Source organism: Rhizobium sp. BK399, assembly GCF_014194695.1.
Classification (GTDB): domain Bacteria; phylum Pseudomonadota; class Alphaproteobacteria; order Rhizobiales; family Rhizobiaceae; genus Rhizobium.
In genome coordinates, this window is record NZ_JACIAH010000005.1 from 152,985 (window position 1) to 170,640 (window position 17,656).

General features: G+C 60.3%; 20 protein-coding genes. 8 read left to right on the forward strand and 12 right to left on the reverse strand.

The features are described 5' to 3' along the window. The first annotated feature begins 3 nt into the window (after positions 1-3). Together FHT97_RS13250 and FHT97_RS30805 are read left to right on the forward strand one after the other, a co-directional pair. On the forward strand, positions 4-480 hold the full coding sequence (locus tag FHT97_RS13250; protein WP_183862735.1) for an SRPBCC family protein: 477 nt from the start codon (positions 4-6) through the stop codon (positions 478-480). Positions 481-533: 53 nt separating this feature from the next. Beyond that, positions 534-716 carry a hypothetical protein gene (locus FHT97_RS30805; RefSeq protein ID WP_246712619.1) on the forward strand — a complete coding sequence of 61 codons (183 nt, stop codon included), beginning with the start codon at positions 534-536 and terminating at the stop codon, positions 714-716. A 29-nt stretch (positions 717-745) separates the two neighbouring features. On the opposite strand, the gene FHT97_RS13255 is transcribed toward FHT97_RS30805, so the two are convergent. The 4 genes from FHT97_RS13255 to FHT97_RS13270 all read right to left on the reverse strand — a co-directional run bounded on the left by FHT97_RS13255 (position 746) and on the right by FHT97_RS13270 (position 4,697). Continuing rightward, positions 746-1,570 (reverse strand): ATP-binding cassette domain-containing protein, encoded by an 825-nt coding sequence (locus FHT97_RS13255; protein ID WP_183862737.1) that lies wholly within the window; start codon positions 1,568-1,570, stop codon positions 746-748. A gap of 10 nt (positions 1,571-1,580) precedes the next feature. Beyond that, positions 1,581-2,417, reverse strand: coding sequence for an aliphatic sulfonate ABC transporter permease SsuC (ssuC, locus tag FHT97_RS13260; protein ID WP_183862739.1), 837 nt, complete (start codon positions 2,415-2,417; stop codon positions 1,581-1,583). 109 nt (positions 2,418-2,526) lie between these two features. After that, entirely contained in the window at positions 2,527-3,702 is a 1,176-nt protein-coding gene (gene ssuD, locus FHT97_RS13265; protein ID WP_183862741.1) for an FMNH2-dependent alkanesulfonate monooxygenase, read from the reverse strand. Positions 3,703-3,731: 29 nt separating this feature from the next. After that, positions 3,732-4,697 carry an aliphatic sulfonate ABC transporter substrate-binding protein gene (locus FHT97_RS13270; RefSeq protein WP_183756369.1) on the reverse strand — a complete coding sequence of 322 codons (966 nt, stop codon included), beginning with the start codon at positions 4,695-4,697 and terminating at the stop codon, positions 3,732-3,734. A gap of 254 nt (positions 4,698-4,951) precedes the next feature. Between FHT97_RS13270 and FHT97_RS13275 the strand changes: the two genes are divergently transcribed. Together FHT97_RS13275 and FHT97_RS13280 are read left to right on the forward strand one after the other, a co-directional pair. After that, the gene (locus FHT97_RS13275; RefSeq protein ID WP_183756368.1) at positions 4,952-5,821 is read left to right on the forward strand and encodes an NAD(P)-dependent oxidoreductase; all 870 of its coding nucleotides are present in this window, start codon (positions 4,952-4,954) and stop codon (positions 5,819-5,821) included. Next, complete coding sequence (locus FHT97_RS13280) at positions 5,818-6,519, forward strand: DNA alkylation repair protein (RefSeq protein ID WP_183862743.1); 702 nt, start codon at positions 5,818-5,820, stop codon at positions 6,517-6,519. Before FHT97_RS13275 ends, FHT97_RS13280 begins: the two co-directional genes overlap by 4 nt. A 68-nt stretch (positions 6,520-6,587) precedes the next feature. Here the strand turns inward: FHT97_RS13280 and FHT97_RS13285 are convergent, their stop codons facing one another. Further along, positions 6,588-7,577: a sugar-binding protein gene (locus FHT97_RS13285; protein WP_019279868.1), complete on the reverse strand. Its 990-nt coding sequence runs from the start codon at positions 7,575-7,577 to the stop codon at positions 6,588-6,590. A 47-nt stretch (positions 7,578-7,624) separates the two neighbouring features. Then, a complete protein-coding gene (locus FHT97_RS13290; protein ID WP_183862744.1) occupies positions 7,625-8,605 on the reverse strand; it encodes an NAD(P)-dependent oxidoreductase in 981 nt (326 codons plus the stop codon). 213 nt (positions 8,606-8,818) lie between these two features. Here FHT97_RS13290 and FHT97_RS13295 point away from each other — a divergent pair, with 213 nt between their 5' ends. Together FHT97_RS13295 and FHT97_RS13300 are read left to right on the forward strand one after the other, a co-directional pair. Continuing rightward, complete coding sequence (locus tag FHT97_RS13295; protein ID WP_040674400.1) at positions 8,819-9,562, forward strand: ATP-binding cassette domain-containing protein; 744 nt, start codon at positions 8,819-8,821, stop codon at positions 9,560-9,562. A gap of 34 nt (positions 9,563-9,596) precedes the next feature. Then, positions 9,597-10,595: an ABC transporter permease gene (locus tag FHT97_RS13300; protein ID WP_114712870.1), complete on the forward strand. Its 999-nt coding sequence runs from the start codon at positions 9,597-9,599 to the stop codon at positions 10,593-10,595. An 11-nt stretch (positions 10,596-10,606) separates the two neighbouring features. Here the strand turns inward: FHT97_RS13300 and FHT97_RS13305 are convergent, their stop codons facing one another. The 3 genes from FHT97_RS13305 to FHT97_RS13315 are packed head-to-tail and all read right to left on the reverse strand — an operon-like array spanning position 10,607 to position 12,342. Beyond that, entirely contained in the window at positions 10,607-11,095 is a 489-nt protein-coding gene (locus FHT97_RS13305; protein ID WP_007533095.1) for an Lrp/AsnC family transcriptional regulator, read from the reverse strand. A gap of 51 nt (positions 11,096-11,146) precedes the next feature. Continuing rightward, a complete protein-coding gene (locus tag FHT97_RS13310; RefSeq protein WP_183862746.1) occupies positions 11,147-11,812 on the reverse strand; it encodes a uracil-DNA glycosylase family protein in 666 nt (221 codons plus the stop codon). Next, positions 11,806-12,342 (reverse strand): thermonuclease family protein, encoded by a 537-nt coding sequence (locus tag FHT97_RS13315; RefSeq protein ID WP_183862748.1) that lies wholly within the window; start codon positions 12,340-12,342, stop codon positions 11,806-11,808. The genes FHT97_RS13310 and FHT97_RS13315 overlap by 7 nt, the downstream gene beginning before the upstream one ends. 106 nt (positions 12,343-12,448) lie before the next feature. On the opposite strand from FHT97_RS13315, the gene FHT97_RS13320 reads away from it, so the two are divergent. Next, a complete protein-coding gene (locus tag FHT97_RS13320) occupies positions 12,449-13,984 on the forward strand; it encodes a HAMP domain-containing sensor histidine kinase (protein ID WP_183862750.1) in 1,536 nt (511 codons plus the stop codon). A 6-nt stretch (positions 13,985-13,990) separates the two neighbouring features. On the opposite strand, the gene FHT97_RS13325 is transcribed toward FHT97_RS13320, so the two are convergent. The 3 genes from FHT97_RS13325 to cobT form a co-directional block, all read right to left on the reverse strand. After that, a complete protein-coding gene (locus FHT97_RS13325; protein ID WP_183862752.1) occupies positions 13,991-15,097 on the reverse strand; it encodes a hypothetical protein in 1,107 nt (368 codons plus the stop codon). 119 nt (positions 15,098-15,216) lie between these two features. Further along, entirely contained in the window at positions 15,217-15,597 is a 381-nt protein-coding gene (locus FHT97_RS13330; RefSeq protein ID WP_183862754.1) for a diacylglycerol kinase, read from the reverse strand. Between the two features lie 119 nt (positions 15,598-15,716). Then, positions 15,717-16,733, reverse strand: coding sequence for a nicotinate-nucleotide--dimethylbenzimidazole phosphoribosyltransferase (cobT, locus tag FHT97_RS13335; protein WP_183862756.1), 1,017 nt, complete (start codon positions 16,731-16,733; stop codon positions 15,717-15,719). A gap of 138 nt (positions 16,734-16,871) precedes the next feature. On the opposite strand from cobT, the gene FHT97_RS13340 reads away from it, so the two are divergent. Beyond that, positions 16,872-17,654 carry an adenosylcobinamide-GDP ribazoletransferase gene (locus FHT97_RS13340; protein ID WP_183862758.1) on the forward strand — a complete coding sequence of 261 codons (783 nt, stop codon included), beginning with the start codon at positions 16,872-16,874 and terminating at the stop codon, positions 17,652-17,654. Positions 17,655-17,656: the final 2 nt, after the last annotated feature.

Here is a 17,656-nt window from a genome sequence, read left to right on the forward strand (position 1 = left end):
GCGATGACGACGTATTCCTCCATGCACGAGACGTTCGCGATCGAGCGAAAGATGCGGGCTCCCGTTTCACGCGTTTTTGCCGCCTGGGCAGATCCGGACGCCAAGCACCAGTGGTTCGCCTGCCACGATGAATGGGTGTCCCTCGAATACAGCCTCGACTTCCGCGTCGGCGGCCAGGAGCGAAACCGCGTCGCCGACAGCGATGGAGTCCCACACGTTTATGAGGCGCGCTATATCGATATCGTGCAGCAGGCGCGCATCATCTATGCCTATGACATGAAGCTCGGCGAAACACGCATTTCGGCATCGCTCGCAACAATCACCTTCGAGGCGACGCCATCAGGGACAACCATGCTCTTCACGGAACAGGTGGTCTTCCTTGACGGTTACACCGACGGCGGTTCCCGCCGGCAAGGAACCGAGATTCTGGTCGACCGCATCCAGGCCTATGTCGAACGCGAGAGCAGCACAACACACTGAGCCGCTTTCATGCTAGATTGCTGTCCGAACAATCCCACTGCGAGTAAGACGGCATGAGCGCAGGAAAGAGGCCTTCCCAAACCGGAACCGCCCAGAAAAGGCGGCACAAGTTTAATCCCAAGCGCGAACCTAGACCCGAAGTCCTGGCAAGGGCCAACCACACGGTCGCATGGGCAGCGGCCTGGGTCGTCGTAGGCTTTCTGGTGATTGCTACCGCCGCTAGATTTTTGTTCTAGTCGCCCTTGAGGCCGCCGTGGTCAAAAATTCACTGAGCGGTCTCCGTTCCCAGGATCGCCGCCAACAGCCGCCCTTCAAGCTCTGCCAGTGCGGGATTGCCGTGTCTGCGCGGATGCGGATAGGGAATCGCCAGATCGAGCGCAATGCGCCCCTCTTCGAGCACGATCACACGATCGGCGAGATGCACAGCCTCGCTGACGTCATGCGTGACCAGCACGGCCGTAAAGCCCAATTCTCGCCAGACGCGATTGAGTAACTCCTGCATGCTGATCCGTGTCAATGCGTCGAGTGCCCCGAGCGGTTCATCGAGCGCCAGTACGCCCGGCTTGCTCACCAGTGCCCGCGCCAGCGCAACACGCTGCCGTTGTCCGCCTGAGAGACGGGCCGGCCATTCGTTTGCTTTTTCGACAAGCTGCACCTCGGCAAGCACCGCCTCGGCTTCCCCAAGGGCGGCACCTTTATCGACGCCATCGCCGAGCCCGACCGCGACATTTTTGGCAACGCTCAACCAAGGGAGCAGGCGCGGCTCCTGAAACACGATCCTCGCGTTCCCTTGGGCATCCGCACCGTCTGCGTTTTCAAAGTGCAGTTCACCGCTCGTCGGCTCATCGAGCCCCATCAGAATGCGCAGGAGCGTACTCTTGCCGCAACCGCTCTTGCCGATAACCGCGACGAACTGCCCGGCCGGAATGTGGAGATTGATGCCGCGCAGCACACGGTTGCCGCCGAAGCTCTTCTCAAGTGCTCTCAGGGTAATCGTCGCGGCCCCGGTGCGTTCCGGCGTCGCACGATCGGACTCGTATTCGAACTCGTCAGCGGCCCCTTGAAAACGTTCATGCGCAATGATGGTCACGACGCCTCTCCTACTTCTGATAAACCGGGTTCCACTTGAGCGCTCGACGTTCGAGCGCCCGGGCGACAACATCGGCAAGCTTGCCGAGGATGGCGTAGATCACCAGCGCCAGCACCACGATGTCCGTCATCATGAACTCGCGCGCGTTGTTCGCCATGTGACCGATACCGGACGAAGCAGCGATCGATTCCGATACGATCAAGGTCAACCACATGATGCCGAGTGCGTAGCGCAGGCCGACGAAGATGGACGGCAGGGCGCCGGGAAAGATCACCTTCCTGAACAACGTCCAGCCTCTCATACCATAGACGCGGCCCATTTCGATCAGGTCACGGTCGACGTTGCGGACGCCGTGATAGGTGTTGAGATAGATCGGAAAGAGCACGCCGAGCGAAGTCAGGAACAACTTGGATTCTTCGCCGATCCCGAACCAGAGGATGACCAGCGGGATCATGGCCAGATGCGGGATCGTGCGCAGCATCTGCAGCGTCGTATCCGTCAGCTGCTCGGAGATTTTCGAGACGCCATTGGCGATGCCGAGCAGGAAACCGATCGAGCCGCCAACCAGCAGACCGGCAAAGGCTCGGCCGGCGCTGACGAGGATATCGTGTGGCAACTGCCCTGTGGCGGTCGTCGACCAGAATGCAACGGCTACATCCGCCGGTGACGGCATGATGCGGGAGGAGATCCAACCGGCCGAAGAGGCCAGTTGCCATACGGCGATGATCGCCACGGGCACGAGGAAGGGCAACAGCTTATCTCGCCCCGGAAGAGGCAGACGGATATTTCCCTTGCGTTCAACGCGGTCGGTTAGTGCCCGCCCAATCGGCGTGTCGAAAGTCGACATGAAGGTTTTTCCTCGCTGCTGCTTGCTCCACCTCAACTTCGGAGAGGCATGGGGGTGTGGTCATCAATCAAGAAGCGTCGCCCGATAGCGGGCGGCGCCATCTGGCGGGTCAGGAGCCGGAAACTACCTTCAGGTTGCCCCCATGGCTGCCGCCACCGAAGACCTGATGCTTGGCGAAATCGGTCTGGAAGCCGTGCCGTTGCTCGTCGCGTGCGATCCCGAGTTCCGGGAACAATAACTCGGCCACACGATAGGCTTCCTCGAGATGCGGGTAACCGGACCCGATGACGGTATCGATGCCGACGTCCTGATACTCGCGCAGCCGCGCGGCCACTGTCTTCGGCGAGCCGACCAGTGCCGTTCCTGCACCGGCGCGCACCAGGCCAACACCGGCCCACAGGTTCGGTGAAACTTCCAGCTTGTCGCGCCTGCCGCCGTGCAACGCTGCCATGCGCTTCTGACCGACCGAATCGGATTCCTTCACGAAGCGCTCCTGTGCCTCGCGGATCGTCTCATCGTCGAGCTTCGAGATCAGGCGATCGGCCGCCGCCCATGCTTCCTCATCTGTCTCGCGGACGATGAAGTGCAGGCGAATGCCGAAGCTCACCTCACGGCCTTTTTTCGCAGCGGCCGCGCGCACCTTCTCGACCTTTTCGGCGACCTGTGCAGGTGGCTCCCCCCAGGTCCGGTACTTGTCAACGCGACCAACCGAGAAATCAATGCCGGCATCCGACGAACCGCCGAAATAGAGCGGCGGACGCGGGTTCTGGACTGAGGGAAAACCAAGCTTCGCATTCGTTGCCTTGATGTACTTGCCGTCATAGCTCGCGACGCCTTTCTCGAGCAGCTCTTCGAACACCGTGAAGAACTCATCGGCATGGGCATAGCGCTCGTCATGGGCCAGATGAATGCCGTCGCCGGCCAGCTCCTCCGGACTGCCACCGACAACGATGTTAAGCAACAGGCGGCCATTCGAGATGCGGTCCAGCGTTGTCGTCAGGCGAGCGTAGTAAGCCGGCGACGCCGTGCCCGGGCGGATGGCGACCAGGAATTGCAGCCTCTCGGTCTTGGCGGCAAGTGCTGCCGCCGTCACGAAGGATTCTTCACAGGCGACGCCTGTCGGCAGCAGCACGCCGGAGTAGCCAAGTCGATCGGCCGCCTGGGCGATCTGGGTGAGATAGCCGATCTCGGGCGCACGCGTCTGCTCGTTCGAACCGAGATAGGCGCCGTCCCCCGAGGTCGGGATGAACCAGAGGAAATTGATGGGATCGTGTTTGCCGGTCATGGAATGATGCCTTCTAGTCGGAATAGAAATCAGCTTGCCTTGGCGCGCCAGACGATGTCGCCGGTGTTCAACTGCTTCGGGACGATGCCGAGCTTGTAGAACTCATCGGCCAGCCCCTGCTGATAAGCCGCAGCCGCATCCGTAATGCCGGAAACACTGCCGAGGTCGGCCCCAGCTCGCGTCAGCGTCACACGCGTCACTTCGGGCGGCACGCCGGTGATTTCGGAGAGCTCCTTGATTGTCTGATCGAGATTGCTCTGTGCAGACCGCCCGACCTGCGTCAGCTCATCAAGCACATCGGTGATGACCTGGCCGTTTGCGTCGGTGAATTCGGCATTCGCCAGGAAGAAGCTGTAGGAGTCGACGATGCCTTCGGCCGTTGTCAGGATGCGCGTTTCCGGATCCGCCTCCGCGATTGCGAGATATGGATCCCAAATCGACCAAGCCTCGATGCTGCCATTCTTGAAGGCGGCTGCGGCGTCCGCTGGGCTGAGATCGACGCCCTCGATATCCTCAGGCGCGAGCCCAACCTTGCGCAGTGCCTTTACCGTGACGTTATGGGCGCTCGAGCCGCGCTTGAAGGCAACCTTCTTGCCCTTCAGATCTTCCAGCGACTTGATCGGCGAGTCCTTCCTGACAAGGATCGCCGAGCCGGCCGGGCTGCCTCGATAAAGTCCAACATAGTAGAGGTGACCACCGGCGGCCTGCGCGAAAAGCGGGGGGACATCACCCGTCGCGCCGAAGTCGAGCGCACCGGCGCCGAGCGCCTCAAGCAGCGGTGGGCCCGAGGTGAACTCCGACCAGCTGACGGTGATGCCGCGATCAGCCAATCGCTTCTCCAGCGCGCCGCGGCGCTTGGCCAGAGCCAGAACGCCATTTTTCTGCCAGCCGATCCGAAATTCGGTCGCCGCCGCACGCGCGCCTTTGATCCCGGGGAGCAACGCCGTTGCCGCCGCCGCGCCGAAAAGCCCCAATGTCTGACGTCGTGAAATCATCGTCGTTCCCTCGTTGGGAGTCGGCCTTGTCCGTCGCCGCTCCAGCGTTTCGATGTTTCAATCTTGATAAACCCCATTAAATCGATCGACATTTATATTTATTATCTTTTGGCGCTTGCGGGATTATCCGAACCAGCATTCGGCCCTTTCGGAGAAAATTTTTCCCTCCAGATGTTGCTGGCTCTTCCGACGGCTTTTCGGGCGCCGTGCTTTCGGCTAATCCTCATGCCCTGCATTCGGGAAAGGATAGACACATGGCAAAAGTCGCATTCATCGGTCTTGGCGTAATGGGGTTCCCCATGGCTGGCCATCTCAAGGTGAAAGGCGGCCACGATGTCACGGTCTACAACCGGACCACGGAAAAGGCGGCTGCCTGGGTGGAGAAATTCGGCGGCAAGTCCGCCCCAACGCCGGCAGAAGCGGCGAAGGATGCGGACTTCGTCTTCACCTGCGTCGGCAACGACGACGATCTCCGCTCGGTGACAACGGGCGAGGACGGCGTTCTCCTGACGATGAAGCCGGGCGCTATCCTCATCGACAACACGACCGCAAGCGCGGAAGTTGCCCGCGAGCTCGATGCCGCCGCGAAAGCAAAGGGCTGTGCCTTCATCGACGCCCCGGTATCGGGCGGACAGGCAGGTGCCGAGAATGGTGTGTTGACGGTCATGTGCGGCGGTGAAGAAACCACATTCGACAAGGCGAAGCCGGTGATCGATGCCTATGCCCGCATGGCTGGCCTCATGGGACCGGCCGGTGCCGGCCAGCTCACCAAGATGATTAACCAGATCTGCATAGCCGGTCTCGTGCAGGGACTTGCTGAGGGCATTCATTTCGGCAAGCGCGCCGGCCTCGATATCGAGAAGGTAGTTGAGGTCATCTCCAAGGGCGCGGCCGGCTCCTGGCAGATGGAGAACCGCCACAAGACCATGAACGCGGGCAAGTACGACTTCGGCTTCGCCATCGACTGGATGCGTAAGGATCTCGGCATCGTCCTCAGCGAGGCGCGCCGCAACGGCGCGAAGCTGCCAGTGACAGCCCTCGTCGACCAATTCTATGGTGACGTTCAGGCCATGGGCGGCAATCGCTGGGATACGTCCTCGCTGCTGGCTCGATTGGAGAAATGATCGTCCCCTCCTCCAGCGCAGCAGAGCTCATCGCGCATCTGCGGACGCTGCGCTCTGAGGAAATCATATCAGGCATGGCCCGTTTCGGGATCGTCACCGAAACCGCGCTTGGGATCTCCAATCCGGATCTGCAAAAGATCGCGAGGATAGTGAAGCGAAATCACGCTCGCTCGCTTGAGCTTTGGCAAAGCAACGTCCGCGAGGCGCGCCTACTGGCGCTCTATACGGCCGAACCTAAAAGGTTGACGCCGGACCTTGCAAGAACATGGTCCGATGACTTCGCCTCGTGGGAGATCGTCGATACCGCGGCAGACCTCTATGTCGAAGCCCGTCTCGAGGCGCTGATATCGGAGTTCGCGGCCGACGATCGTGAGTTTGTTCGGCGAACCGCCTTTGCCATGATCGCGAGCGCTGCAGTTCATATGAAGAAGGAACCGGACGAAACCCTGTTGGCGTGGCTTCCTCTCATTGAGTTGCATGCTGGCGATCCACGCAATTTTGTGCGCAAGGCGGTGAACTGGGCGCTGAGGAACATGGGCAAACGCAATCTGTATTGCCACGCGAAGGCACTCGCGGTCGCGGAAAGCCTCGCCGCATCCAGCGACCGGACCGCGCGCTGGATCGGGAAGGATGCCGTGCGGGAACTGACAAGCGAGAAGGTCATTGCCAGGGTGGAACGAAAGTCCGCCGAACGATGACCGCGCCTCAGTCGTGTTGAAAACAGCGGACGGAGAATCTTCGTCCGCCCGCCGTTCCTTCTACCCAACTATTTCTGGATGCACGTATCGACCGTGTCCTTCGTGCACTCGTCAAGACCGGTGAAAACAGGATCCGGGACGGTCTTGCCGGCGATCAGATCCATCATTACCGACGGTGCCTTGTAGCCCATTTCAAAAGGCCGCTGGCCGACGAGCGCCGTAACGAGGCCTTCCTTGGCAATCGCGACTTCATCGCCGATCGTGTCGGCCGCACCGATCACGAACTCGTTCTTGCCGATCTTGTCGGCCATCGGCTTGAAGAGATCCCGATAGGGCTGTGGTGCGCCGAACAGCGGCCAACCGCCCATGATGCCAAAGGCATCGAGGTCGGTATTGGCGGCGAGAATGTCGGTCATGGCCTGAACGCCCTTGGCGCCATCGTCATTGGTAAAGACCGGGCAACCGGCAACTTCCGTCCACCCACCCTCACCTTTCAGCGCCGTCAGGCCTTTCTGGCCGGTCAGCGTGTCACGCATTCCCTGCGCACGACGCAAAATGTTGTCGGCGCCGGGGTTGCCCTCGATCGTGCAGATCTTGCCGCCCTTCGGCTTGGCTTTCTTGATGTATTCGCCGATGCGGGCGCCCATCAGATAGTTATCGGTGCCGAGATAGGTTTTGCGCAGTGCCGAGTCCTCGGCAGCAAGGTCGGCATCGAGTGTCATGACGGGGACCTTCGGATTTGCCGTCTTCAGCGTCTGCGCGATCAGCTTGGCGTTTGACGGAGAAATAGCGATGGCCGCCGTTTCGGATTTACCCAATACGTCCTGAACGATTTGCGCTTCGCCGGCTTCATCGGAAGTCGATGCGGGACCGGTGTAGAAGCATTCATATTCGGAGTCCGGGTTTTCCTTGTTCCATTTCTGGCAACCCTGGTTGATTGCCTCGAAGAACGGGTTGTCGAGCCCCTTCACGACAATGACCAGCTGTTTCTTCGCGGCAAGGGCCTGTCCAGCCGTCAGCGCCAGCACCGCGGCTGTAAGCAATAATGCCTTCCTCATAGCTTCCTCCCATTTAAAAATGGCGGACGCCATCGCCCGCCACATGATCAACCCGGATACCAGACGATGCGAGGATCCTCCTCCGAACGCATATACCCCCAGGCCGAGTCGATTAGCATTTCCAGATCGTAGACGGGCCGCCATCCCAGCAGGTACTTGGCCTTGCTATTGTCCATCCAGTTCGAATGGAACTGGCTTGGGATGTCGACCGAGTTGAGCCCGCGCGTGCGCGCCAGATGGGCGGCGACCTCGCCGTAGTCGACGGGACGATCCATGCAGATGTTGAAGAGCTCCCCGTTGGCGCGCCGATTGTCGAGCGCGGCAAGGATCGCGGAAACAAGGTCATCCACATGCACGAAATTGCGCTTCAATGGGCGACCGTCAGCGTCACGCAGGAGCGGGATCGTCTGTTCCCGCGCATAACGCACAGCATCGCTCGCCGGAACAAGCGTCTTCCAGTCCGGCCCTCCGAAGACGTCATCACCGAACGACAACGTGAACTTGAAATCATCCTTCTCCATGATCCAGGGCGCACGCAGACAGCAGCCATTGATGCCGTACTGGATCTGGAATTGTTCCAGCATCACCTCTTCCAGAACCTTCGACAGCGCGTAGCACCCGGGATAGGCTTGGTGCGGCGTGGCCTCGGTGATCGGCGCTTCATGGCGATAGAAGAAATGGCCGATTCCGGCATCACCGCCGATAAGAATGAACTGGCGCGCAGTGGCGCTCGTCCTGAATGCCTCGAGTAGCCAGAAAAGTCCCTTGACGGTGACGTCCATGACGTCCTCAGGCGTTTCCTTGCATGTCGCCAAATGCACGACATGTGTGACGTCGGCAAGCGCCTTGGTTACCGTCTCGCGATCGCTGATCGAGCCTCGGAGGGTTTCGACCCGCTCGGTTTCTGGGCACAAGCGATTATGACAAAGCGCGCGAATGCGCGCCTTTGAAAATCGCGGATCGTCGAGCAGCCCAGCGATGAAGTGCTGCCCGACCTTGCCCGTTCCACCGGTGACAAGGATCAGCATACTCTCCTCCACCAATAGCTAATATACAGACACCTACGCGCGTCAATCGAATTGTAGTACAAAACGAATAATTGTAACGGAGCCCGTAAATTAGCAGCATCCGATTGACGGTTTCGCGCGGTTCTGGGTAATGTTGCAACGGCTCGCGAGGGAGGAACTGGCGAGCTACATCACGGCCCGAAATAGGGGTTTCGGCTTTAGGAGGCTAGACGGCTGGTGGCAGTTCTCGAGCTCGCCAACATATCAAAACATTTCGGCGCCATACAGGCGGTCAACGACGTTTCGTTTTCACTGGAAGCGGGAGAGGTCGTCGGGCTGATGGGCGACAATGGCGCCGGCAAATCGACACTCGTGAAAATGATCGCCGGCAACTTTCGGCCGAGCCATGGCGCGATGCGGCTCGATGGTCAGGATCTCATCCTTCACAAGCCGATCGATGCGAGACAGCGCGGCATCGAGATCGTCTATCAGGAACTTGCGCTCTGCAACAACCTCACCGCCGCAGCCAACGTATTCCTTGGCCGCGAACTCCGCCGCGGCCTCGGCCCGCTGCGCATTCTTGACTACCGGACGATGTACAAGCGCGCCGGCGAAATCTTCAAGGAACTGAAATCGGAGACACGCCCGCGCGACCTGGTGAAGCAGATGTCGGGCGGCCAGCGCCAAGCCGTCGCGATTGCGCGCACCATGCTGGCCGAGGCGAAGCTTGTGCTGATGGATGAGCCGACGGCCGCCATTTCCGTTCGTCAGGTTGCGGAGGTCCTCTCCCTCATCCGCCAACTGCGCGATCGCGGCATCGCCGTCATCCTGATCAGCCACCGCATGCCCGACGTCTTCTCGGTAGCTGATCGGGTGATCGTTATGCGGCGCGGCCGCAAGGTTGCCGACAAGCAGATCGGGGCAAGCTCGCCGGAGGAAGTCACGGGGCTCATAACCGGCGCAATCGAACAGGTGTGAACAAGCACCGGATGCAAGCGAACGAAGGTCGACCATGGCAATAACCCTCGATCAAACGATAGCGCAGAAGCAGCGTAACTGGCTGTCGTCAGTCTTTGCGAGCCAGACGTTCTGGGTCCTCGTCGCCGTCGTTCTCGCCTGCATTTTCCTGTCCTTCGCCACGAGCTCCTTTGCTACCCCCACCAACCTCTACAACATCACCCGCAATGTCACCTTCGTCGCGATCATCGCGCTCGGGATGACGCTTGTGATTGTCACCGGTGGCATCGACCTCTCGGTCGGTTCGGTGCTGTGCCTCTGCAGCATGGTATTGGCAGTCACCATGCATGCCGGCTATGGCATCGGAACCGGCATTGCGGCTTCGATCGGCACGGCGCTCGTCGTGGGCGCCTTCAACGGCCTCCTGATCGCTTATCTTGGGTTCCCGCCTTTCGTCGTCACCCTTGGTATGCTGTCGATTGCCCGCAGCCTCGCGATGGTTGCCTCGAACAACACCGTTGTCTTCCAGTTTGGCCCGGACCACGACAAGCTGCTGGCGCTTGGCGGCGGCGCATGGTTCTTCGGCATAGCCAATCCGGTGCTCTATATGGCAGTGCTGGCCCTCCTCACCGGCTTCGTGCTGCGCTGGACCCGGTTTGGCCGCTATGTGTTCGCCATCGGTGGAAACGAGCACGCGGCAACGCTGACGGGCGTGCCCGTCAGGAAGATCAAGGTCGCCGTTTACATGATCTCGGCACTCTCGGCCGGGGTCGCCGGCATCATCCAGACGGGCTGGCTTGGCGCCGTGACCACGAACATCGGTGCGGGCATGGAGCTACAAGTTATCGCCGCGGCCGTCATCGGCGGCGCCAATCTAGCCGGTGGCGTCGGCACTGCGTTCGGCGCCATCGTTGGCGCGGCGCTGATCGAGGTGATCCGCAACAGCCTTGGACTATTGGGGATCAACGCCTTCTGGCAAGGTACCTTCATCGGTGGCGCGATCGTACTCGCGGTTCTGTTCGACCGGCTGAGAAATCTCCGCCAGAGCGAGTAGCTGAGGAGCCCTCAGTCCTCGTTCGACTTGGCGTTGTCGAGGATCATATAGTCGAGCGGCAGCTGCGTCGAATACTTGATCTGTTCCATGGCAAAAGCAGACGAGACGTCACGAATCTCGATCTTTGCGATCATCCGCTTGTAGAATGCATCATAGGCCGCGATGTCAGGCACGACGACGCGCAGTAGATAGTCCACATCGCCGCTCATGCGATAGAACTCGACGACCTCGGGGAAGTCGGCGACGACTTCCGAAAAGCGTCGCAGCCACTCGATCGAGTGCGTTGCCGTCCGGATCGATACAAACACCGTGACCTTGGTGTTGACCTTCTCCGGATCGAGGATGGCCACACGGCGCTTGATGACGCCGTCTTCTTCCATCTTCTGGATGCGCCGCCAGCAAGGTGTTGTGGAGAGCCCGACCTTCTTGGCAAGATCGGCCACAGCCAAAGTCGAATCCTCCTGCAAGAGACGCAGGATCTTACGGTCAAGACGGTCCATACGGCAAAGCCCCTTCGAATTATTTTCTCTGTATAGCGCGATTCCGGGAGTTTAAAAGAATTTTGTTTCAGACAGCAATGCCGCAACCCGCTCGCGCAACGTCGGCAACAACTCTGTTGCGAACCAAGGATTGCGTTTGATCCAGCCGGTATTTCGCCAACTAGGATGCGGCAGCGGAAAAATGACCGGCGAGCCCGGACGCGAAAGGGCCGTCTGCCAGGCCCGCACCGTCTCGGTCATAGTCTCGCGGCGCTCCCGGCCCATGTGCCAAGCCTGCGCATATTGGCCGACCACGATCACCAGTTCGATCTGCGGCATTGCCGAAATCACCCTACTCCGCCAATGCGGCGCACATTCCCGCCGCGGCGGCAGGTCGCTTCCCTTGGCGTCGTAGCCAGGAAAGCAAAAACCCATCGGCACAATGGCGAAACGGTCGCGGTCGTAGAACGTCTCCCGATCGACATGCAGCCAATCGCGCAGGCGGTCGCCGGATGCGTCGTTGAACGGCAGACCTGTGTCGTGGACCTTGAGCCCCGGCGCCTGCCCCGCGATCAATATCCTCGCCTTGGAAGAGATGACCGCGACCGGCCGCGGCTCATGTGGCAATCGCGCACCAGGCCCGCCGAACGGTGCGTCACGACAGATCCGGCAGGCGGCAATCTCCTGCCGAAGGCGATCCAGCGCGCGCTCGTCCGGCGCGCCTTCGTCAGTCACCATCCGAGTAATCCCGCTATTCCCCGCACATTCGATCTTGGCGCATGCTCGCGCACACTGCGCGGCGTCTCAAACGTCCCAGCCCAGAGCCCGACCTTTTCCATTCTCGCTTGCCTCTCCTCGTCACCATAAGCGCCATAGGACACCGCCATGCCGCTCCGCACCATCACGGCGTTCAAATCGACGCCGCCAGCCCGGCAGATCACAAGCAGGCGATCAAAACGGTCCCGCTCCGTTCCAGCGCACTGTGTATCGACCGCCCCAACAAGACGTTGCAATGCCCGCTTCGCCTCCTGACCGCAGGTCCATACTCCACCTGCCCGCTCGCATGTCTGGCTCAGCTCGGGTGCATCGATGCCGTAGAGCCGCATCCGCTCATTGCCGAGATTCAGACTGTCACCATCCGCGGCATGAAATTGTCCGGAATGGACCGTTTCTGTCTTGTCGTTCAACTTCGCCGCAATCAGCCACAGGAACGCCAGCAAAGCCAGCGCCGTCACGCCGTCGCGCATCACCCGCCAACCGCGCGTCACGCTTTCGCCTCCTTCAGAAACAAATCCTTGGCAAAGATGGCTAACATCATCTTAAGGATTGGGCTTTAGGGTGTAGAGACCCGCGGATCAAGTTTCAACGTGCACAATGAGTACTGGCGTTAGCACATCGACCGATAAGAACATCGTCGACAAGTCACGCAGTCACCGGAACAAGCCTGTATCGAAGGCTGTTCGGCTGACGCGGGAACGCCTGCAATCGAGCCACGCCGCGAGCGGCGGGTTCGATCGCGACGTACTGGTGATGTATGTCAATGCCGTCCTGCAGGGCGCTTCGATCGTCCCGCTCTTCGTCATCATCATTGCCGCATTCGGCGTTTACTTCACGGAAGACACGCAGATCTTTCTGTGGGCGCTGCTGACACTGACAGCCCATGCGGCAAACGTCTTCATCGCGCGCCGCGCCCGCAGCCAGGAAATCAACGCGACAACCGCGCGCAGCTGGCGCCGCATTCTCCTGCTCGGCCAACTCATGGTCGGCTGCTGCTGGGCAGTGTTCGCTCTGCAGGACTGCGCCGTATGCGAGCCGTCGAGCTTCCTGCTTTACAAGGGCGCTACGCTACTGATCGCACTTTCCGTGACGGCCATGTCGAATTTCATGCTGACACCGTCGGTGCTGATAACCTTCGCCCCTGTCGTCCTCGGCCTGGTCGCCAAGGCCGGTCTGTCCCGAGAAATCCTCGAGATCAGCCTGACCGCCATCTTCACAACCACCGTCATTTTCTTCAACTACATCGCCGACCGGCTCTTCCAATCCAACCTCAAGATTCTCGCCTATCAGGCAGAAAAGGACGACCTGATCGCCGAACTCGAAGTCGCAAAATCGATGTCGGATGAGGCCCGCCGCCGGGCCGAGGAAGCAAACCTTGCAAAGTCCCGTTTCCTCGCCTCAATGTCGCATGAGCTGAGAACGCCACTCAATGCCATCCTGGGCTTCTCCGAGGTCATGTCAGCTGAGGTCATGGGGCCGCTCAACAACCCGACCTACAAGGAATACACCAGCGACATCCACCGCTCGGGCGAGCATCTGCTGAATCTCATCAACGAGATCCTCGACCTCTCGCGCATCGAGGCTGGCAAATACGAACTCAGCGAGGAAGCGATTTCGCTTTTGAACATTTCCGAAGATTGCATCGGCATGGTGCAACTGAGGGCTCGGGGCAAGAACATCACCATCTCGCAGCAGTTCGAGCCCGAATTGCCCGCCGTCTGGGCAGATGAGAAATCGCTTCGCCAGGTCGTCCTCAACCTGCTTTCGAACGCCGTGAAGTTCACGCCGCAATCGGGCGAAATCCACGTCAAGGTCGGCTGGACCGCCGGTGGCGGCCAATACATCTCCATCAAGGACAACGGCCCCGGTATTCCGGAAGATGAAATTCCGGTGGTCCTGTCCGCTTTTGGCCAGGGCTCGATCGCGATCAAGAGCGCGGAACAAGGCACCGGCCTCGGCCTGCCGATCGTTCAGGCGATCCTCGCCAAGCACGACGGCCAGTTCATCCTCAAATCGAAGCTGCGCGAAGGCACCGAAGTTATCGCCATCCTGCCCGCCAAGCGCGTGCTTCAGACCGTTCCGGCTGTCGAGGATACCCAAGCGGTTTCCCGCAAGCGCCGCAGTTTTGCGTGATGTCGACTATTTGACGATCCGCCAAAAATCATCACTCGTCGCAAAATCCTGCAGATCGTTGTCGAACGCGCCTGCGTCAGTCAAGGCAATCAACCTCGCTCTATAGCTAGGATTGAGCTGGACGGTCTTTTGCACCGCGTCAAGCACAGCACGCCTTGCAGAAAGACGCTCTGCTTCGGGTGCGTCGGCGTCCAATAGTGCGTGATGCTTTTGGCCATAGGCTGCCGACATGAGAAACCAGTACCGTGCAAGCTTGACTGCTGGCGTGGTCACGAGTTTGTTGCTGAGCTCGAGTGCTCGCGCGTATCCATCGGTTTTATAAAGGAGGTTTTGGATGACATCGAGACTGTCTGCTATAGAAATCTCCGAAGCCTTCGAAGTGTACGCCATCGATAGGTTATCAGTGCCCTCGGCAAGGCTCGCCGCCGCATTTCGGAACTCGGGGATCGCGGTTAGCAGTGGTTCCGTGCTTAGCTCGTCTCCCAGAATTTCTTCAACGCGCTGAAAGAGTGGCGACAAATAGATCCGGGTATACAGATAGAAGAAGATGAATCCGCTTACCAATCCGCAAACTAGCAGGAGAGGACCGATTGCGGGGAGAACGCCGGCATTTGGCTGTCCATCGACGAGGAAAACCCGGGCCTTCGCGTCGAGAAAGCCGCTAAGGCCCATTATTGCCCGATCGAGCGAGCCGATCTGTGTGAGCCCCACGCCAACGAGCATTGTCGTAAGCCACTCAGAGATGCGCTCGAGGTTCGTGTTCGAACTGAGCAGACGCTCGCGCTTAATCGCCGCCACAGCCGCCGGCGGGGCAGATGGACCCGTCCCATTTGCTGCCGCGCCAACAATGGCGCTGAGCGGTGCTGTGCTGTCCTTCGCCAGAATTCGCGGTACCGAGAACAAAAAGCCAAGGAAACCACCAATGGACATTCCAAGGAAGGTAATCAAACCGCCGACGCCTGTAGCAGCGATCCAACCGTCAAACTGCGAGAGAAGCATAAAGAGCAGGGTTACAACCGTTGCAACTCCGCCCACGATGCAGAGAAGAAGCGCATGTCGGCCGCGCTCGCGTTCCTCGGAAGTTGAGTTTGATCTCCCTGCCATCGCCGACATCGCCACCCCTCCAGTTGGTGCGCACCTGACAGCCAGCCTAGCGTAGGTTGAAATACACCCACAAGATGCACTTGTGTAGTAACAACAACCGATTACATCAAGAAGTGGAGGCGCGCCGTTTACCCGAACAGCAGATGCTTGCCGATCGTAAACAGGAGGAACACCCCGCACGCGGCAATCGTGCAGAGCACGGCGAAAGAGCCGAGATCCTTGGCGTGCTTTCCAACCATCGAGATCTCAGGCGAAATCCTGTCGATGACTTCCTCGATCGCGGTGTTGAGCGCCTCTACGGCAAAGAGCACGAGAAACAGGACGACAGCGATCATCAACTCCGCCAGCGTCGCGCCGACGGAGACCAGCAGGATCAGTGAAACCACGAAGAACAACAGTTCCTGCCGGAACGCCGCCTCCTTGATCAGCCGGCGAAAGCCGCCAAGCGAATAGCTGGCGGCTGCAAAGAAGTGGCTGATGCCGGTGAGTTTTGTCACGGCAGGTTTCATCAAGTGCCCTCGTCGTCCGTCAATGGCAGCCATTGCCGCCATCAGTCAGAAATTGCGATACCGGTTCACGGTCCCCGCGGCAAGAACTCTGTCATCAACCTGTCATAAACCTGAAGGTTTCAGTGCTTGTTGCTGACACCTGCCTGCGAGAACGTTGCCATGCCGGAATGGCAGGCCGCCGCTGCCTTGACGATACCGGCCGCGAGCGCCGCGCCAGTCCCCTCGCCAAGCCGCATCCCGAGCGCGAGAAGCGGCGTTTTGCCAAGCATTTCAATCGCTCGCAAATGTCCGGGTTCGCCGGAGACGTGGCCGATCAAGCAGTGATCGAGCGCCGAAGGATTGGCGGCCTTCAGGATGGCGGCGGCCGCTGTCGCGACATAGCCGTCGATCAGCACCGGGATCCTCTCGACACGCGCGGCCAGGATTGCCCCAGCCATCGCCGCGATTTCGCGTCCGCCGAGGCGGCGCATGATCTCCAGCGGATCGTCAAGATGGTCACTGTGCAGCGCCACAGCCTTTTCGACCGCAGCTATCTTGCGTTCCAGCATTTCGCCTTCGGAACCGGTGCCCGGGCCAACCCAGTCACGCGCGTTCCCGCCGTAAAGGGCATAGTTGATCGCTGCTGCGATCGTGGTGTTACCGATCCCCATCTCGCCGATGCAAAGAAGATCGGTGCCGCCTGCGATCGCCTCCATGCCGAAGGCCATGGTTGCCGCACAATCGCGCTCGGACAATGCGGGCTCTTCGGTGATGTCACCGGTCGGGTAGTCGAGCGCGAGATCGAAGACCTTCAGCCCAAGATCATAGGCCACGCAGATCTGATTGATCGCAGCGCCGCCGGCCGCAAAATTCTCCACCATCTGCTGCGTCACGGCCGGCGGAAACGGCGTGATGCCCTGCTTGGTGACGCCGTGGTTGCCGGCGAAGATCGCCACCAGCGGCCGGTTCACTGCAGGCGCCCTGCCCGTCCAGGCGGCAAGCCAGAACGCAATTTCCTCAAGCCGTCCGAGGGCGCCGGGCGGCTTCGTCAATTGAGCATCGCGTTCGCGCGCGGCTGCAAGTGCCCTGGCATCCGGTCCCGGGAGATCGCGCAGAAGTGCCCGAAAATCGTCGAATGGCAGGCCTGAAACGCTCATGAATGCGATTTCCTTGTCTTGGTCGGTAACTTGTCTTTTCGCTGCAAATCAGCTTCTTTCGTCGCCACTCTCTTAAAGGTAGGCGCCGGGGCGAACAACTCCTAAAGCGCTGCATATGGTCGCGGAGTCGGGGTGAGAATGAACATCGGAAACTATGCGGCCGACCTCGCTCGCGCCGTCGCCTTCCTCAGCCGCATTCCGATGCCGTCTTTCGCCTTCGCCGGCTTCGACGGCAAGCTTGACCGCGCCTCCCGCGCCTTTCCCATGGCAGGCATTGTCATTGCGCTCGTGCCCGCGCTTGTCTTCCTGGTCATGCTCGGCCTGCGCGCCGACAGTCTGATGTCGGCGTTTGCAGCCCTGGCCGTTCAAGCAGTATTGACCGGCGCGCTGCACGAGGATGGCCTTGCCGACTGCGCCGATGGCCTCGGCGGCGGGCGCGACCGCGACCACGCGCTCTCCATCATGAAGGACAGCCGCATCGGCACCTATGGTGCGCTCTCGCTGATCCTGTCGTTCGCGCTTCGGGCGGCTGCACTCGCTGCGATCGCACGCACAGCGCAGCCACTTGCCGCGGCGCTCACGATTCCCGCAATCGCCTGCATCAGCCGCGGCGCGCTCGTCTGGCACTGGCACCGGCTGCCATCGGCAAGACCCGTGGGCGTAGCAGCCGCCGCCGGCCAACCCGGCGAAGGCTCGATGCACATGGCGCTCGTGTCCGGCTGTGTTGTGTCCGCTCTGCTTCTCTGGCCGAGCCTTGGTCTCCTTCCTCTCGTTTGCGCTCTCCTTGGCTGCGGCTTGTCGGTCATGGCCTTCACCCGGTTCGTGCGCCACAAGCTTGAAGGCCATACGGGTGACACGCTCGGCGCGGCGCAACAGATTTCGGAAATCGCCGCCGTCTGCGCCCTTGCCATGGCCCTGTGAAA

What these genes read in the sequence shown, in the direction of transcription:
- FHT97_RS13250 (WP_183862735.1), top strand. Translation starts at nt 4, where the DNA reads ATGACGACGTATTCCTCCATGCACGAGACGTTCGCGATCGAGCGAAAG.
- FHT97_RS30805 (WP_246712619.1), top strand. Translation starts at nt 534, where the DNA reads ATGAGCGCAGGAAAGAGGCCTTCCCAAACCGGAACCGCCCAGAAAAGG.
- ssuC (WP_183862739.1), bottom strand. Translation starts at nt 2,417, where the DNA reads ATGTCGACTTTCGACACGCCGATTGGGCGGGCACTAACCGACCGCGTT.
- ssuD (WP_183862741.1), bottom strand. Translation starts at nt 3,702, where the DNA reads ATGACCGGCAAACACGATCCCATCAATTTCCTCTGGTTCATCCCGACC.
- FHT97_RS13270 (WP_183756369.1), bottom strand. Translation starts at nt 4,697, where the DNA reads ATGATTTCACGACGTCAGACATTGGGGCTTTTCGGCGCGGCGGCGGCA.
- FHT97_RS13275 (WP_183756368.1), top strand. Translation starts at nt 4,952, where the DNA reads ATGGCAAAAGTCGCATTCATCGGTCTTGGCGTAATGGGGTTCCCCATG.
- FHT97_RS13280 (WP_183862743.1), top strand. Translation starts at nt 5,818, where the DNA reads ATGATCGTCCCCTCCTCCAGCGCAGCAGAGCTCATCGCGCATCTGCGG.
- FHT97_RS13285 (WP_019279868.1), bottom strand. Translation starts at nt 7,577, where the DNA reads ATGAGGAAGGCATTATTGCTTACAGCCGCGGTGCTGGCGCTGACGGCT.
- FHT97_RS13290 (WP_183862744.1), bottom strand. Translation starts at nt 8,605, where the DNA reads ATGCTGATCCTTGTCACCGGTGGAACGGGCAAGGTCGGGCAGCACTTC.
- FHT97_RS13300 (WP_114712870.1), top strand. Translation starts at nt 9,597, where the DNA reads ATGGCAATAACCCTCGATCAAACGATAGCGCAGAAGCAGCGTAACTGG.
- FHT97_RS13305 (WP_007533095.1), bottom strand. Translation starts at nt 11,095, where the DNA reads ATGGACCGTCTTGACCGTAAGATCCTGCGTCTCTTGCAGGAGGATTCG.
- FHT97_RS13310 (WP_183862746.1), bottom strand. Translation starts at nt 11,812, where the DNA reads ATGGTGACTGACGAAGGCGCGCCGGACGAGCGCGCGCTGGATCGCCTT.
- FHT97_RS13320 (WP_183862750.1), top strand. Translation starts at nt 12,449, where the DNA reads ATGAGTACTGGCGTTAGCACATCGACCGATAAGAACATCGTCGACAAG.
- FHT97_RS13325 (WP_183862752.1), bottom strand. Translation starts at nt 15,097, where the DNA reads ATGTCGGCGATGGCAGGGAGATCAAACTCAACTTCCGAGGAACGCGAG.
- FHT97_RS13330 (WP_183862754.1), bottom strand. Translation starts at nt 15,597, where the DNA reads ATGAAACCTGCCGTGACAAAACTCACCGGCATCAGCCACTTCTTTGCA.
- cobT (WP_183862756.1), bottom strand. Translation starts at nt 16,733, where the DNA reads ATGAGCGTTTCAGGCCTGCCATTCGACGATTTTCGGGCACTTCTGCGC.
- FHT97_RS13340 (WP_183862758.1), top strand. Translation starts at nt 16,872, where the DNA reads ATGAACATCGGAAACTATGCGGCCGACCTCGCTCGCGCCGTCGCCTTC.